This window comes from Porticoccus hydrocarbonoclasticus MCTG13d (assembly GCF_000744735.1).
In the GTDB taxonomy this organism is placed as follows: domain Bacteria; phylum Pseudomonadota; class Gammaproteobacteria; order Pseudomonadales; family Porticoccaceae; genus Porticoccus; species Porticoccus hydrocarbonoclasticus.
Window position 1 is genome coordinate 1,528,823 of the sequence record NZ_JQMM01000001.1, and the last position, 15,667, is coordinate 1,544,489.

The 15,667-nt window shown below is 54.3% G+C and carries 18 protein-coding genes; 9 read left to right on the forward strand and 9 right to left on the reverse strand.

Translation table 11 applies throughout. The features are described 5' to 3' along the window. Positions 1–45 precede the first annotated feature (45 nt). Positions 46–2,742, reverse strand: a complete 2,697-nt coding sequence (locus U740_RS07290; RefSeq protein ID WP_036859987.1) for a cation-transporting P-type ATPase — start codon at positions 2,740–2,742, stop codon at positions 46–48. Between the two features lie 202 nt (positions 2,743–2,944). On the opposite strand from U740_RS07290, the gene U740_RS07295 reads away from it, so the two are divergent. Further along, positions 2,945–4,210 (forward strand): acetyl-CoA hydrolase/transferase family protein, encoded by a 1,266-nt coding sequence (locus U740_RS07295; RefSeq protein WP_036859988.1) that lies wholly within the window; start codon positions 2,945–2,947, stop codon positions 4,208–4,210. On the opposite strand, the gene U740_RS07300 is transcribed toward U740_RS07295, so the two are convergent. Further along, positions 4,207–4,911, reverse strand: coding sequence for a DUF3047 domain-containing protein (locus tag U740_RS07300; RefSeq protein WP_200877063.1), 705 nt, complete (start codon positions 4,909–4,911; stop codon positions 4,207–4,209). The genes U740_RS07295 and U740_RS07300 overlap by 4 nt on opposite strands. A 160-nt stretch (positions 4,912–5,071) precedes the next feature. On the opposite strand from U740_RS07300, the gene U740_RS07305 reads away from it, so the two are divergent. After that, positions 5,072–5,416, forward strand: coding sequence for a hypothetical protein (locus tag U740_RS07305; protein WP_036859990.1), 345 nt, complete (start codon positions 5,072–5,074; stop codon positions 5,414–5,416). A 46-nt stretch (positions 5,417–5,462) separates the two neighbouring features. On the opposite strand, the gene U740_RS07310 is transcribed toward U740_RS07305, so the two are convergent. The 5 genes from U740_RS07310 to htpX all read right to left on the reverse strand — a co-directional run bounded on the left by U740_RS07310 (position 5,463) and on the right by htpX (position 9,210). Then, the gene (locus U740_RS07310) at positions 5,463–5,852 is read right to left on the reverse strand and encodes a gamma-butyrobetaine hydroxylase family protein (RefSeq protein ID WP_036859991.1); all 390 of its coding nucleotides are present in this window, start codon (positions 5,850–5,852) and stop codon (positions 5,463–5,465) included. Positions 5,853–5,896: 44 nt separating this feature from the next. Further along, complete coding sequence (gene hslU, locus U740_RS07315; protein ID WP_036859992.1) at positions 5,897–7,222, reverse strand: ATP-dependent protease ATPase subunit HslU; 1,326 nt, start codon at positions 7,220–7,222, stop codon at positions 5,897–5,899. 118 nt (positions 7,223–7,340) lie between these two features. Next, entirely contained in the window at positions 7,341–7,880 is a 540-nt protein-coding gene (gene hslV / locus U740_RS07320) for an ATP-dependent protease subunit HslV (RefSeq protein ID WP_036859993.1), read from the reverse strand. A gap of 89 nt (positions 7,881–7,969) precedes the next feature. After that, positions 7,970–8,317 carry a Rieske (2Fe-2S) protein gene (locus U740_RS07325; RefSeq protein WP_036859994.1) on the reverse strand — a complete coding sequence of 116 codons (348 nt, stop codon included), beginning with the start codon at positions 8,315–8,317 and terminating at the stop codon, positions 7,970–7,972. Beyond that, on the reverse strand, positions 8,317–9,210 hold the full coding sequence (gene htpX / locus U740_RS07330) for a protease HtpX (protein ID WP_051921287.1): 894 nt from the start codon (positions 9,208–9,210) through the stop codon (positions 8,317–8,319). The genes U740_RS07325 and htpX overlap by 1 nt, the downstream gene beginning before the upstream one ends. 305 nt (positions 9,211–9,515) lie before the next feature. On the opposite strand from htpX, the gene U740_RS07335 reads away from it, so the two are divergent. Both U740_RS07335 and U740_RS07340 read left to right on the forward strand, forming a co-directional pair. Then, positions 9,516–9,977: an LEA/WHy family protein gene (locus tag U740_RS07335; RefSeq protein ID WP_160172058.1), complete on the forward strand. Its 462-nt coding sequence runs from the start codon at positions 9,516–9,518 to the stop codon at positions 9,975–9,977. Positions 9,978–10,070: 93 nt separating this feature from the next. Next, a complete protein-coding gene (locus U740_RS07340; RefSeq protein WP_081890880.1) occupies positions 10,071–10,790 on the forward strand; it encodes a YiiX/YebB-like N1pC/P60 family cysteine hydrolase in 720 nt (239 codons plus the stop codon). A gap of 11 nt (positions 10,791–10,801) precedes the next feature. Here the strand turns inward: U740_RS07340 and U740_RS07345 are convergent, their stop codons facing one another. Then, complete coding sequence (locus U740_RS07345; protein ID WP_036859997.1) at positions 10,802–11,626, reverse strand: mechanosensitive ion channel family protein; 825 nt, start codon at positions 11,624–11,626, stop codon at positions 10,802–10,804. A 102-nt stretch (positions 11,627–11,728) separates the two neighbouring features. On the opposite strand from U740_RS07345, the gene U740_RS07350 reads away from it, so the two are divergent. The 5 genes from U740_RS07350 to smrA all read left to right on the forward strand — a co-directional run bounded on the left by U740_RS07350 (position 11,729) and on the right by smrA (position 14,984). Further along, the gene (locus tag U740_RS07350; protein ID WP_036859998.1) at positions 11,729–12,406 is read left to right on the forward strand and encodes a M15 family metallopeptidase; all 678 of its coding nucleotides are present in this window, start codon (positions 11,729–11,731) and stop codon (positions 12,404–12,406) included. A 25-nt stretch (positions 12,407–12,431) separates the two neighbouring features. Next, positions 12,432–13,244: a serine O-acetyltransferase gene (gene cysE, locus U740_RS07355; protein WP_036859999.1), complete on the forward strand. Its 813-nt coding sequence runs from the start codon at positions 12,432–12,434 to the stop codon at positions 13,242–13,244. Next, positions 13,244–13,606 (forward strand): diacylglycerol kinase, encoded by a 363-nt coding sequence (locus U740_RS07360; RefSeq protein WP_036860000.1) that lies wholly within the window; start codon positions 13,244–13,246, stop codon positions 13,604–13,606. Before cysE ends, U740_RS07360 begins: the two co-directional genes overlap by 1 nt. Positions 13,607–13,667: 61 nt before the next feature. Then, positions 13,668–14,240, forward strand: a complete 573-nt coding sequence (locus tag U740_RS07365; protein ID WP_036860001.1) for a hypothetical protein — start codon at positions 13,668–13,670, stop codon at positions 14,238–14,240. 147 nt (positions 14,241–14,387) lie between these two features. Next, positions 14,388–14,984, forward strand: coding sequence for a DNA endonuclease SmrA (gene smrA, locus U740_RS07370; protein WP_036860002.1), 597 nt, complete (start codon positions 14,388–14,390; stop codon positions 14,982–14,984). Positions 14,985–15,034: 50 nt separating this feature from the next. On the opposite strand, the gene U740_RS07375 is transcribed toward smrA, so the two are convergent. Beyond that, on the reverse strand, positions 15,035–15,610 hold the full coding sequence (locus U740_RS07375) for an SPOR domain-containing protein (RefSeq protein ID WP_036860003.1): 576 nt from the start codon (positions 15,608–15,610) through the stop codon (positions 15,035–15,037). Between the last annotated feature and the right edge of the window lie 57 nt (positions 15,611–15,667).

The window sequence follows — 15,667 nt, forward strand, 5'->3', positions numbered from 1 at the left end:
TGGGTAGTCCTTTTATGGGCAATCCGTGTCGCCTTTTTGTCTAAGTTACCTGGATCCTGTCCTCGACAGCTTTAGCCGAAGTTGTTTTTCAATTTCCAGAATGACAAATACGGCGAGACCGATGGCGACAATCAGCAAGCCGTCCGTAACTGATACTGGCTCGGTATTGAAAATCGCTTGCAGGGCTGAGACATAAGTAATCGAAAACTGAGCCAGCGTAACCAAAAAAACCGCGATCCATATTACCTTTGTGCCGCGCACAGCCCGCCAGGTCAATGATGTGCCGTAGATGTTGCGAACGAAGAAGAGGCTGAATATCTCCATGACAACCAATGTGTTCATTGCCATAGTCTGAGCCATGACGATGTTATAACCACGCTCTATGGCATAAGTGTAAATACCAAATACACCGCATACGAACAGGCTGCAAAGCAGCAGAATCTGCCATACCCAGGTGCCCCCCAGTAGCGGTGCGCCCTGGGGCCGAGGGGGACGACGCATGGTGTTTTGTTCTGTCGGTTCAAAAGCCAGGGCGATACCCAGCGTGACAGCCGTGATCAGATTTACCCAGAGAATCTGAATGGCTGTGATGGGCAACGCCATTCCCAATAACAGTGCTATCACAATAGGCATCGCCTCGCCGACGTTGGTGGGCAGAGTCCAGCTGATGACCTTTTTTATGTTGTCGTAGACGGTCCTGCCTTCCCGGACAGCGGCCACGATGGAAGCGAAATTGTCATCTGCCAGCACCAGCTCGGCAGCCTCTTTTGCAGCTTCACTGCCTTTCTGCCCCATGGCAATGCCGACATTGGCCCGTTTCAGGGCAGGGGCATCATTGACCCCGTCACCGGTCATGGCAACAACCTTGCCCTGTGCCTGCAGTGCCATCACCAGTCGCAATTTGTGCTCCGGGCTGGTGCGGGCAAAAATATCGGTATCGACCACAGCAGACGCCAGATCAGCATCAGTCATTTGGTCCAGGTCCACGCCAGTCAATACTTTGTCCGGATTTTCCAGTCCGATCTGGCGGGCGATGGCGGCGGCTGTGCCCGCGTGATCGCCGGTGATCATCTTCACCTGAATCCCGGCCTGATGACACTCGGCTACTGCAGTGATGGCTCCTGCGCGGGGCGGGTCCATCAGGCCCACCAGACCCAGCAGGGTCAGTCCGTCCGTCACATCCGTCATTTCCAGTGATAGGTGTTGTGGTCGGACTTCCCTGGTGGCAAGGGCCAGCACCCGCAAGCCCCTTGCAGCCAGATCTGTGCTGCTTCGATGCCATCGATCCTGGTCAATTGGCACGGTATCTCCCGACTGGGTGGACTCATGACTGCACATGGCCAGTATTTGCTCGGGAGCACCTTTGACAAAAATAGCCGCCTTTCCTTCATGATTATGGTTGAGGGTCGCCATAAAGCGATGCTTGGCGTCAAACGGAATAGTATCTGTCCTTGCCCAAAGACCCTGCTCAGCATGTCTGTCAATTCCAGTTCTTCCTGAAAAAGCCAGTAATGCTGCCTCCATGGGGTCTCCCTCTATGTCCCAGTTTTTCTCCTTCTCATGCAGGGCGCTGTCATTGCAAAGTGCGGCTGTCCTTCCCATTGCTGTGAGTACCGGATGATCTTCCTGGTTGATGGCGGTCTCATCAATATGCACCGTTCCAGAAGGCGTATAACCTTCACCGTCCACTGTCAGCAATCGGTGCTGGATAACCACGGTGGTAATATTCATCTCGTTGCGAGTCAACGTGCCGGTTTTATCTGTACAGATAACCGATACGGAGCCTATCGTTTCTATTGCTGGCAGACGACGCACAATGGCATTTCTCCTAGCCATGGTTTGAACACCGATAGCCAGGGTGATTGTCAGTACTGCCGGTAGGCCTTCAGGGATGGCGGCTACAGTCAGGCCAACGACTGCCATGAAGAGTGTGTCAAAGGCCTGTTGCTGAATGACGATGCCGAAGGCCAGTATAAGGCTGGCAACGGTAAGTATCATTGCGGTTAGCCACTTTGAGAAAATCGCCATCTGGGCCACGAGTGGAGTCGTCAGTGTTTCCACCGTAGAGAGCAGGCCGCTGATAAGACCTATCTCAGTGGCCCCGGCGATGGCTGTAACTACCCCTGTGCCCTGGCCACTGGTAACCAATGTTCCACCGAATGCCATGCAACTGCGGTCACCCAGAGGTACTTCCTGCTGGATGGCGGCAGTCTGTTTCTCCACAGGTAGTGATTCGCCGGTAAGAATGGCCTCCTGGATTTGCAAACCATGGGCCTTGATAAGTCGTAAGTCCGCTGGCACCTTGTCGCCGGGCTCCAGTAATACGATATCTCCAGGCACCAGCTGCTCGGCAGGAATAGTGTGTCGCCCGCCATCCCGCAATACCGAGGCATTCGGGGACAACATCCGGTTGATGGCATCCATGGCCTTTTCGGCCTTTCCCTCCTGAATAAAACCAATCAGGGCATTGACGATTACGACCGCGAGGATGACAGCTGTGTCGATCAGGTGACCCAGTAATAACGTAATCACTGCTGAGCCGAGCAGCACATAAATCAACACATTGTGAAAATGCACAAGAAATCGCATGATCGGCCCGCGCCGTTCGGCTTTTGGCAGACTGTTGGGGCCAAAGCGGGCTGCCCTGATTTCGGCTTCACTTGTGCTTAAGCCCTGGGGAGCGGAATCGAGTTCAGATAATGTGTTTTCGTAGCTGCGTAAGTACCAGGTTTTGGTTTCCATAACTATCTGGGTTCACTGAGTCTCCCGTTTTGGGGCGTGTTATCGCCCCGATGCTGGGGATTTAATTTGGGTGGTATGGGCAAAGCACAGTTCGGTGTCTCAGAATAAAAAATCGTCAGCCTGTCATTAATAAATCAACTGTCTCCAGTAAGATGGCGATCATGTACTCTGATCAACAGTATACCTTGGAGGAATTATAACAATGGCCGTTATTTGCAAAACAGTTGAAGAGGCATTGGCACCGATAAAATCCGGCGACAGGGTCTGGTGTCACTCCATGGCGGCAACGCCCTACAGGCTACTGGAAGCGCTGGCCGTACATGTTTTGAGCCTTGAAAACGTCACACTGCTCCAGCTTCACCTGGAGCATGCAGAAGCGGTCTGCCAGCCCCAACTTGTAGGGCATTTGCGAAATCGCTGTTATTTCGTCAGTCACGGTACCCGGGAACTGGTGAATACCGGCAAGGCGGATTATGTGCCTATCTTCCTCTCCGAAATCCCCAAATTGTTGCGCAGTGGTCGTCAGCCTATTGATGTCGCCCTGATTCAGGTGTCGCCCCCGGACCGTCACGGCAATTGCTCGCTTGGTGTCTCCGTAGAGGCCACCCTGGCAGCCTGTAACGTGGCAAAAACCGTGATTGCCCAGATTAACCCGCAGATGCCCCGCACTCACGGAGATGCAGCTATTTCACTGAAATCCATTGACTTTGTTGTGGAGATCGACAGCGAGATTCCTGCTTCTTCCCCTGCTGTGCCAAAGGACGAACACCTGCAGATTGGTGGCCATGTGGCAGAGTTGATTCGCGATGGTGACTGCCTGCAAATGGGCATTGGCGCCATACCGGATGCGGTGCTGGCGCATCTCGGTAACCATCGACATCTGGGTATCCATACTGAAATGTTTTCCAGCGGTGTACTGCCGCTGGTGGCATCCGGTGTCATCGACAACAGCAACAAGGTGATTCAGCCGGGTAAAATTGTCACCAGCTTTGTACTGGGTTCCGATGCCCTCTACGATTTTGTCGCTGACAACACCGAGGTGCTTTTTCTCGATGTGGAATATGTCAACAACCCGGCAGTCATTCGAAAAAATGCTCAGGTGGTATCGATCAACAGTGCGATTCAGATCGACCTGTCCGGTCAGGTCTGTGCGGATTCCATTGGCGGAAAGGTTTATTCGGGTTTTGGCGGGCAGGTAGATTTTGTGACCGGCTCCCAACTTTCAGAGGGCGGTCGCTCTATCATTGCGATGCCGTCCACTGCTCTCTCTGGCAGTCAATCGCGCATTGTCAGCCACCTCTCGGGTGGCGCCGGTGTGGTGACGTCGCGGGCCCAGGTGGATTTCATTGTGACCGAGTATGGTGTTGCACACCTGCATGGTCGCAGCCTGCGGGAGCGGGCAGAGCGATTGATTGCCATTGCACATCCGGATTTCCGAGAGGATCTTGCAACCGCTGTCAATTTCTAGTCGTCGGTTTCGGTTACGGCTGAAAACCAGATATCGCCATACCATGCCCGGGCACTGAGACCGGTGTTGTCGGTATCAGTCATCAGGGCGACGGCCGCGATCTCTCCGGGTTCTTCACCGAACAGACGTCGATAATCGGCCAGTACATCCCGTTGTTCCGACACCCACTGGCCCTGCAACCCGCCACTACCCTGGATGGCGATCATCCGGGCATTTGAGGTAAAGGCATTGGGCCACTCACTGCCTGCGGGCTGATTGCTGGACCAGACATAATTGATCGCGCGGGTGCGCCAGAATCTCAGTCCACCGGAAAATACTACATAGAGCCGCGCCGGATAATCATCGCCGGACTTGTGGCGCTCGTTGTTGCCAGTCAGCAGGTTGTTGACTTTCCAGGACCAGTTCAGCAGCGGCGTCTGTTTCAGATCAATGGCTATTTCCCGGTAAAGGCCCGAGGCACTGGCACGACTGTCAGCCATCAGCACCTGTCGACCGTCATCGGGAACCAGCGCATAATCGGTTTTTCCGGCAAATACCTTGGTGTTCCACCGATCGAGCTGGCCTGCGGAAAAGTTGCCGACATCGATTCGGTCAACCTCGGCGAACGCTAACCCCGAACAGGGTATCAGTGCAGTGATGAGGGAGATTTTCAGCCATACCGTCATTGCTCGACAGGTTGTTGATGAAATAGCTGGGAGCATAGGAATATCCGAACAAGGAGGGTAGCCTGGCAGGCTGCCCAATAAGGCAACAGGTTAGTGTGGATTGCGGGGCTGGACAACTCGTCAGGCGCATCGAAATCTGTAGGGCGGGAGCAAAGGGTTTTATGATTGCTTCGTCAAAACAGGTAGTATCGTATTTATGCAGCAATTACCGGGTGAACTCACGACCATGGAGCACCGCAGGCTTAAATACCTGGGGTTGGCATTACTGCTGGCATTGTCACTGGGCATTGCGCTCGCCCTGTACCTTGCTTCTGCAGTAGGTGCCGCGACTGCTCTGGTGGTCGGTTACGTTGTCTGGAGATTATTTATTCTGTTGATTGATCGGCAGCTGGCGTTGACCTGCACTATTTGTCGGCGGCGTGGATTGGCCGAAATACCGGGGTTGCCCTGCCAGCTGCCGGAATACCAATGCAGTGCATGCGGGGCACGTTTCAAGCAGGGCCGTCCCATACCGACGGTGCAACCCGATAAAACCGGCTGAACGGTGGCTTACAATGCCAGTTTACAGCGTGGCGGGGATGAAACACCTAATGCCGGGTAGGGCCGATCAACCTGACGACCTGACGGTCCGGTTCGCGAAACTCTCCGGCTGCCTCCAGCGCTGAGAGATAATCCTGCCAGTAACGTTCGTAGTTGATGGCAAGGTCGCGCAGATAGTCCCAGGTGAAGATGCCACTGTCGTGACCATCACTGAAGGTCACCTGTAGTGCATAGTTTCCCGAAGGGGCCACATGGGTGATACGGACACCATGTTTTCCCGACTGCAGTATTCCCTGTCCCTTGCCGTGTCCGCGAACTTCCGCGCTGGGGGAGTGGACCCGCAAATACTCTCCGGTCAGGGTAAACCGACTGCCATCGGCATATTCCAGCAGCAGACTGCCTTCCTCAAGATTCAGTTTGATTTTTTCTGGTGTCATCGCGGCCACACTGCCGGTTTTATGCGGCGCCTGTTATTTGGCATCTAGAGAATGAATCGGGACAAATCTTCATCCCGGGAAATTTCATTCAGGTATTTATCGACATAGGCACTGTCAATATCGATGGGCTCGCTTTTTTCACCGAGGTCAGAGGCTTCGAACGACATTTCCTCCAGCAGACGTTCCATGATGGTATGCAGGCGTCGGGCACCGATGTTCTCCGTCCGCTCATTGACATCAAAGGCAATTTCCGCAATCCGCTTAACGCCATCGGCGGTAAAGCGGATGCGGAGCTGTTCGGTCGCCAACAGCTCCCGGTACTGCTCGGTGAGAGACGCGCTGGGCTCGGTTAGAATTCGTTCAAAGTCACCACTGGTGAGGGATTCAAGTTCTACTCTGATGGGCAACCTGCCCTGCAGCTCCGGAATCAGATCCGAGGGTTTGGAGAAATGGAAGGCGCCGGATGCGATAAACAGGATGTGGTCGGTTTTGATCATGCCGTATTTCGTAGAGACGGTGCAGCCCTCAATCAATGGCAGTAAATCCCGTTGTACACCTTCCCGTGAAATGTCGGTACCGGAGGTTTCGCCGCGCTTGGCCACTTTGTCAATTTCATCGATGAAAACAATGCCGTTCTGTTCCGCAACAGTTACCGCGCGAACTTTCAGTTCGTCATCATTGACCAGTTTTGCCGCTTCGTCCTCCGTGAGTTTTTTCATGGCCTGTGCCACGGTCATTTTTTGCCGACTGGTTTTGTTTTTCCCCAGGTTGGAAAACATGCTTTGCAGCTGGTTGGTCATTTCTTCCATGCCGGGTGGCGCCATGATTTCAACGCCCACCGGTGACGCATTGACGTCGATTTCGATTTCCCGGTCATCCAGCTCACCCTGGCGGAGCTTTTTGCGGAATACCTGCCGGGTACCTGACTCCGTTTCCGTCTGTTCCTTGTCCCGGGCAGGGGGCAATAGAACATCAAGGATGCGCTCTTCAGCAGCATCCATGGCGCGGTGCTGGACTTTCTGCATTTCCTGTTCACGCAGCTGCTTCACCGACGTCTCCACCAGATCGCGAATAATCGATTCCACATCCTTGCCCACATAGCCCACCTCAGTGAACTTGGTGGCTTCCACCTTGACGAAAGGCGCATCTGCCAGCCGGGCCAGTCGACGGGCAATTTCAGTTTTACCCACCCCGGTGGGGCCGATCATCAGAATGTTCTTCGGCGTTACTTCATTGCGCAACTCCTCTCTGAGTTGCATGCGACGCCAGCGGTTGCGCAGGGCAATGGCTACAGCGCGCTTGGCTGCATCCTGCCCAATGATATGGCTGTCGAGTTCATGGACGATTTCACGGGGGGTCATATTGGACATGTCTTGGTCTCTTGTTTCCGGTTGCCGTCAAACCCTCGGGCTGTAGCGGCAAATAATGGAGCCTAACCGGGCAGTGTGGCAGTGGTAACAGGGCTTCGCTCTGCCAGCACCCGGTTTATCAGTAATCGAGTTGTTCAATCGTGCGGTTGTGATTGGTATAGATACAGATATCGCCTGCGATGGCGAGTCCCTTCTCGACGATATCTCTGGCATCCAGCTCGGTGTTGTCGAGCAGGGCGCGCGCCGCAGACTGGGCGAAAGGGCCACCTGAGCCGATGGCAATCAGGTCTTCTTCGGGCTGTATCACATCGCCGTTGCCGGTAATGATCAGCGAGGCTTCCTTGTCGGCTACCGCCAGCAATGCTTCCAGTTTCCGGAGGATGCGGTCCGAGCGCCAGTCTTTGGCCAATTCGACAGCGGCGCGGGTCAGGTTGCCACTGTGTTGTTCCAATTTGGCCTCGAATCGTTCAAAAAGCGTGAAGGCATCGGCTGTGCCGCCGGCAAACCCGGCAATAATCTGATCTTTGTAAAGGCGGCGCACCTTACGCGCGTTGCCTTTCATAACCGTATTGCCAAGGGTGACCTGGCCGTCTCCGCCGATGACAACGGTGCCATTGCGGCGTACGGAGAGAATGGTGGTACCGCGATATTGTTCCAAAAGATTCTCCTGTGGACTATCCATCCATCTGAAATAATTTTATACAGGGGACTAGGTGGGGCCAAAATGCAGAAATTCAACACTGACTGTTAGCCAGCGTCTCCCGTTGCCTTTTCTTCTTTGAGGTACAGTGCCCCGTTCTCAATCCGGCAGGGCACCATGTCCAGGTATTGCCCGGCACACGGCCCGGCAACGCATCGACCACTGTCCACCTCAAATAAAGCGCCGTGCATACTGCACTGAATGTATTTCCGGTCATAGTCCAGAAAACGATCCGGCATCAGGTTCAAGGGAGCACCTGTATGGGGGCAGTGGTTTTGATAAACAAATACTTCCTGTCCCCGCCTAACCACAAAACAGCTTTTACTGGCGATATTCAGTTCCCTGCTGCCCGGACTCGGTAGCTCTGCCACATGGCAGAGCGGTTTTGCGGACATCAGCCACCCCGGCGCAGTGTTTCAATGCGCTCGCTGAGAGGGGGGTGTGTCATGAACAGGCGCGAAGCGTGTTCTTTCCAGCCACTGGAAATACCGAAAGCTGTAAGGGTATCCGGCATCTGGTTGGGTACATGAGCCTGGGTTTCTTCCTGAAGTCGCTGCAGGGCCGAAATCATTGCACCGCGGCTGGCCAGATGTGCACCGCTGGCGTCGGCGCGGAATTCCCGCCAGCGGGAAAACCACATCACAATCATTGAGGCAAAAATGCCCAGTACCACCTGTAATACCATGACGATCATGAAGTAACCCATGCCGTGACCACTGTTGTTTTTGAATACGGCCCTGTCGATAATCGAGCCGAGAATCCGGGCAAAAAACATCACAAAGGTATTCAGAACCCCTTGCACCAGTGACAGGGTTACCATGTCGCCATTGGCCACATGGCCAATTTCATGGGCCAGCACAGCGCGGACTTCCTCGCGATCAAAACGTTGCATCAGCCCGGCGCTGACCGCGACCAGGGCATCGTTCCTGTTCCAGCCCGTGGCGAAGGCATTTGATTGCTGTGCGGGAAAAATGCCAACTTCCGGCATGCCGATACCCGCTTTTTTTGCCAGGTCGGCAACCGTTTCTTTCAGCCAGCGTTCCTCGGGGGTGCGCGGCTGGTCGATCAGTTGCACGCCGGTTGACCGCTTTGCCATCCACTTTGAGATAAGCAGCGAAATGAATGACCCGGCAAAACCGAATATACCGCACATGATCAGCAGTCCGGTGAGGTTCCCCTGAACCCCCTGGGCGGCAAGGTATTGCTCCAGCCCAAGTACTTTGAAGATGATGCTGAACAGCACCAGAATGGCAATGTTGGTGCCCAGAAAAAGCCCGATTCTTAACACGTGATCTCTCCTAGTGATGAAGTCTGCCAGTATGATGTCCGCAACTGGCACTCCTGTAAGATGCGACTGGTTTCGAAAAATTCAACTGCCTGATTGATGAATACTTCGGGCGGCCTGTTGAAACGCCTGTCATAAACTGTCAATGGTTGCCGCGTTAAAAAAGCAGTGGGTGACTATAGCAAAGATGGCTGGCCTGCTCTCCAGAAGATTGACAACTTTCGGGTCGGGACTGCAGTCACCCGGTAGCAATCCGATGTACTATGTGGGCAGGTTCCACTTCAGGTTCGCCAAAACGAGGTTCTGCCATGGCAGTAATGAAACCGCTGGTAATAATGCTGATGGCACTGAACGTGCTGTCCGGATGCGCTCTATTGTCGTCGGGACAGCCACCACCGGAAGTTCAGCTCAGCAATGTGGAACCTGCCGGACGGGAAGGGCTCGAGCAACGTTTTATGATCAGTTTGCGAATCCTCAACCACAGCGGTACTTCACTGAATATTTCCGGACTATCCTATAGCCTCAATTTGGAGGGACATAAGCTGATCAGCGGGGTGGCAGGGGGGCTTCAGCCGATTCCTCCCCACAGTCAGGTCGCTATCAAAGTCCCAGCCTCCACCAATCTGATCAGTGGTCTGAAAATCATTGGTGCCTTTATGGAAAAGAACAGGCAATCGGTGGATTTTGAACTGGAAACCCGGTTAAGCATGGGTTGGTGGCGCATGCCTGTCACTGTGGTCGAATCGGGTTCGCTCGACTTGAGCCAGTAATTCCGGATTACGTCGGACCAAGCAAACGTGATACTCCAGCGAATAGGTGAATGGTTAGCAAGCAAGCTTGCCGAGCCCAGATACCACAGTACGATGCCAACCCGTACCGACCTGCTGGCGGCGACACTTCGTCCCGGTGATGTATTGCTCGTGGAGGGGCTGAGTCGTTTCAGTATCGCCATCAAGTATCTCACCCAGTCTACCTGGTCCCATTCCGCGCTCTACATCGGTTCCTGGCAGGGACAGACGGGAATGCTGGTGGAGGTGGACGTGCGCGAAGGGGTCAGGCTGGTTCCGTTGAGTCATTTTTTTGGACTTCAGGCGCGTATCTGTCGGCCGGTGAAACTGGACGAAAGCGAGATAACCGAGTTGATCGGCTATGCGACTGACAGGCTTGGCTATCGTTACGACCTGAAAAATATTCTGGACCTGATGAGGTATCTGATTCCGACACCTCCCGTGCCGAATCGATGGCGACGGCGGATGCTGTCGCTGGGCAGTGGTGATCCCACCCGGGCTATCTGCTCGTCTTTGATTGCCCAGGCATTCCAGTCAATACGCTATCCGATTTTACCAACAGTAACGCTGGAAAAGGCCTTCGATCCCGATATGCAGGAAATCTATCAGGAAACTCTACATATCAGGCACCACAGTCTTTTCGTGCCGAGGGATTTTGATCTGTCGCCCTATTTTGAAGTGGTCAAACCGACCCTGACAGCCGGTTTTGACCCTCACCTGGTGACCTGGAGTGAGCCGCCCGTAGAGCAGGAGGTGCAGTTGCAGCAAGCATCCCGGCATATATCGGCGGATTAACAGGTAGCCAATCAACTCGCATTATCTAACAGACGAACCTCTCTCTGTGGGAAAGGTATGCTGATGTTAGCGTCAGTGAGTGCCTGAAAAATCGCCCCGTTCACCCGGAACCGCGTTTCGTGAAAATGTTCTGTAGGCACCCAGAAACGCACCATGAAGTTAATCCCGCTATCACCAAAATTGTCGATGCCGATCAAAGGTTCCCGGGCCTCCGAGGCGCCCTGTTCTGCCAATACTGATTGCAGTACCTTGACCACGGTCTCCGCGTCAGAGCCATAACTGACGCCCACGGTGGTTTCTGCCAGTTTGTTGGCAGCTGAGTTGTGCAGAATCTCGCCGACAATATGCCGGTTGGGAATGGTGATGCGCACATTGTCCTCATCCTTCAGGACGGTATAAGCGAGATGAACCTCGTCCACCAGTCCGGTTTCCCCCTTTACTGTGATGGTGTCGCCCACGACGAAAGGGCGGGTAATGATAATATTCAGTCCCGCGCCATAGTTGGAAAGCAGCCCCTGAACGGCCAGGCCGGCCCCCAGTGAAACGGCACCGATGGCGGCCACGAATGGTGTCACACTGATACCGATTTTGCCGAGGGCAATAATGGCCACACCCACCAGAATGACAATTTTGACAAAGCTGGCGATAAAGCGGCTCAGGGTGATATCGAGGGACTTTTTCTCACACAATCTGAGTGTTGCGGCCGACACTTTGGATGCCACAAACATGCCGATCAGAAAAACGATCAGTGCGCCAACCAACTGGAAGCTGTAGTTGACAAAAAATTGCACAATACTGTTGTAAATTGCCTCGACTTGCTGAATTTCTTCCTGCATGGGTGGTCACTCCGGCTGTGTTTTGGGCGAAGCATAGCAAAATACTATTCGGCATATTAAGGTGTTATTTTTCCGACAGGCTGTATTTCCGGTAAAACCTACATGGCAAGTATTAACAATCGAATGCTAATGGGCTGTGATGAGCAGCTCCTGTGCAAACTGGATGGCAGTGTGTTGTTGCACGGTGACGTCATTAAGCCGTTTCGGGCGATGCGTGATGCGGCTGCGGGTGAGGGCCTACAGATTGCCGTGGTCAGTGGTCATCGCTCTTTCGCGCGGCAACTGGCCATCTGGAACAGCAAGGCACGGGGTTTGCGTCCGGTGCTGGATGATACCGGCTCCCCGGTTGACCTCGAATCGCTCAGTGATCGCGACAAGGTAATGGCGATCTTGCGCTGGTCCGCGCTGCCGGGGTGTTCACGGCATCACTGGGGAACCGATATGGATATCTGGGACGCAGCGGCTGTGCCCGGCGACTACAGATTGCAGCTTGTCCCGGAGGAGTATGCCGGGTCGGGGCCGTTTTGCAGATTGTCCGAATGGTTGCAGGAACATGCCGCCGGTTTTGGTTTTATCAGGCCCTATGCCTTTGATCGTGGTGGCGTGGCCCCCGAGCCTTGGCACTTGAGTTATCTGCCGGTAGCACGGCTGTATGAAGAGAAACTGGATAGAGTATTTCTGCGCGAAATTCTGGATAATGACCAGTTGGAGTTGCGTGAAGCTGTTCTGTCAAATCTCGATACAATCATGGCAAGGTTCATTTTTCCCGCAACGCAATGACTTTAACGCAATTAAAGAGACACTGATGGTCGATCTGTCACAAACAATCCCTGTCGATGATGCGCTCTGGCAATCAATTCGCAACGAAGTTGTTGAACGGGCCAGACTGGAGCCGGTTCTGGCGAGCTTTTTCCATGCCGCCGTCCTGAGCCATAAATCGCTGGAGGATGCGCTCGCCTACAACCTGGCTGAACAACTCGGTAACAGTATTTTATCCCCGCTGGCCATTTATCAGGTGCTGCTGGACGCTATGCAGAGTGACCGTTCAATTTGCGAGCGGATGAGACGCGACCTGACGGCTCATATGGAACGTGATCCGGCCTGCGGCCAGTATTGTTTGCCTCTGCTTTACTTCAAGGGCTTTCATGCTTTGCAGGTGTACCGTGTGGCGAACTGGCTCTGGCGGCATGAGCGGCGCTCCCTGGCCCTGTTTCTGCAAAGCCGGGCTTCGGAAATATTTGCGGTGGATATTCACCCTGCAGCCGATATTGCCGGCGGCATCATGCTTGACCATGCCACGGGTCTGGTGATCGGTGAAACGGCGGTGATTGGTGAAAATGTTTCCCTGTTACATTCGGTGACCCTGGGCGGCACCGGCGCTCGGGCAGGTGATCGCCATCCAAAAATACGTTGCGGGGTGCTGATTGCTGCCGGTGCCAAAGTACTTGGCAATATCGAAGTGGGTGAAGGCGCCAAGATCGGTGCCGGAAGCCTGGTTCTCGATTCAGTATTGCCGCATACCACAGTGGTGGGTGTTCCAGCCAGAGTGGTGGGGGTTCCCGGCGAGGCCGAGCCCTCCCGTACCATGGACCAACGTATCAACCTGGGTTGTGGCTGATGGAACGCATTTATGGCTTGATAAAACGTCGTGCTTTCTACGCCGCCATTAATTCCTGGCGTGGTTTACAGGCCTGTTTTAAATACGAGGAAGCCTTCAGGATTGAAGTGGCGGTTACCTGCCTGCTCTTTCCTCTGGCATTTTTTATGGCTGAAAACCCGGTCGAGCTGGTTCTTCTGCTGGGTTCAGTGTTGTTGTTGCTGATCGTGGAGCTGCTCAATTCCGCTGTGGAGGCTGCCATTGACCGTATCGGCGAAGAGCGCCATGATTTATCTGGCAGGGCCAAGGATCTCGGTTCTGCGGCGGTTCTATTGACTATGTTGCTGGTATTGATTACCTGGGTTGCTATCGCCGTTCAATGAGGCGTTGTTTGACTGAACATCAGGATTGAGTGCTACCTGAAACGGATAAGGGGAACGGGTGATGAGCGATAGGCGTTTCGAAGTGATTTTTCGCGGAGACGTGGTCCCGGGACAATCCCTGATGGACGTGAAGCGACGCCTGGCCGAATTATTCGGCGCACCGGCTGCCAGGGTTGAACAAATGTTTTCCGGCAGACCGGTGGTCATCAAACGTGATCTCGATGAAGAGGCGGCAGCGCGTTACAGGGTTGCCCTGAAAGATGCCGGTGCGCTGGTAGAGCTTCGTCCCGTTGATTCTGACAGCCAGACAGGGAGTGATACCAGCCGCGCAGATCAAACAGTACCACCGGCTGCGAACCCGACTCGGGGTGCTGGCGGCCCATCGGGTCAGAAAACGGTAGCTCCACAATCCGGTCCGGAACATTCAAAGGCAGCAGAGACCATCGATGTAGCCCCGGTGGGAGCGGACGTTCTGCCTCCTGAATATCGCCGTGACTTTACGCCCAGAGAGGTGGATACGTCCTATATAACGGTGGATGAACCCGGTGCCGATGTTCTGAAAGCAGATGAGAAGTCCCCTCCCATCGAACGGGAAGTGGACACTTCCCATCTCTCGGTGAAAGATCCCGAATAGCCAGATCCCGCCGGGACTTTCCCGCCAGTCGGTATTGGAGGCGCTGATCGAAAGAAGTACGGCTGCACATGGCTTGTGCTGCTGAGGTAACCTGGCCCTTACCGGCGCTATAATGCACCCTTGTACGTGGCAGGAAAGGAATGCAGTGTGACTGATGACGATAACGGTATTTTTCGCCAGCAGATGAAGGATGTTGAACCGCTTAAAAAACCGGCGGAGCGCGTTCGTCTGAAGCAACCCGTTGTGATGACCCCCGGCCTGGAATCCCGCCGGCGGGCTGCCGAGGCGATGATCGCCAGTGATGTCGATGGCCTGTCGTCAGAAGCGTATATTCCGCCAGTGAAACCGAGAGATGTGCTGTCGTTCAAGCGCAGTGGCGTTCAGCACGGCGTCTTCAAAAATCTGCGGATGGGCAACTATCTTGTCGATTCGCGGCTCGACCTGCACCGTCTGACGGTTGAACAGGCGCGACAGCAGGTCTACCTCTTTATTCAGGATTGTCTGAAACACGACATACGCTGTGCATTGATCACGCACGGGAGAGGGGAGAACCGGGAAAAACCCGCACTGCTCAAAAGCTGCATCAACCATTGGTTGCAACAGATGGATGAAGTGTTGGCTTTTCACAGTGCCCAGCCACAGCACGGGGGCACGGGTGCCACCTATGTCATGTTGCGCAAAAGTGCCGAGAAACGCGTTGAAAATCTGGAGCGGCACCACAAGGGGATCAAGTCGCGACTGTAGTTTGTCGTTCTCGTTCGGAGCGCCAGGTGCCCGATGGGTCCGGTTAAAGGCTATTGTTTGCGCTTTAACAGCAGTGAATCAATCCCGTTACCCGACAGGCTGTCTCTGGCACTGGCCAATTCCGCACGGTTGGTGAATGGCCCAACCAGAACCCGGTGCCAGGTTTCTCCCGGGCGGGGCGTAACCATCTCGATACTGGCGCTAAGGTTCAGCAGCAACAGTCTGGCTCTCAGACTGTCGGCATCCCGATTGCTCTTGAACGACCCCACCTGAAGCAGAAACACCTCTTTTGCTGTGGGTGTTGCCGGTGTACTGGCGGACTGGTTTGGCGGTGCTTCTTCTGCCTGGGGTACTGAGGAATCCGGGACGATAACTTCGGTTTCCCGCAGCAGGGTGTAGAAATCAAAACGCGGTTTAACGCCTGACTCTTCCTCGACTGTCTTGACAGTGGGCTGAGCGGTAGGTGCCGGGGCCGGAGCCGGCCCCTGAAGAAGGAAGGTTGCCACAATACCCACCAATATGCCGGCCAACAGCCACAGCCATCCCGGAAAGGACTGCCGGGATGGCGTTTTTCTGCGAACATTACTGCTGCGACGGCTTGTTTTTCTCGCGTAATCCCTGGTCATTTGTTTATCTATACTCCGGTGAAGGGCGCCATTGTAGGGGTAACCTGCCGAGCCTTC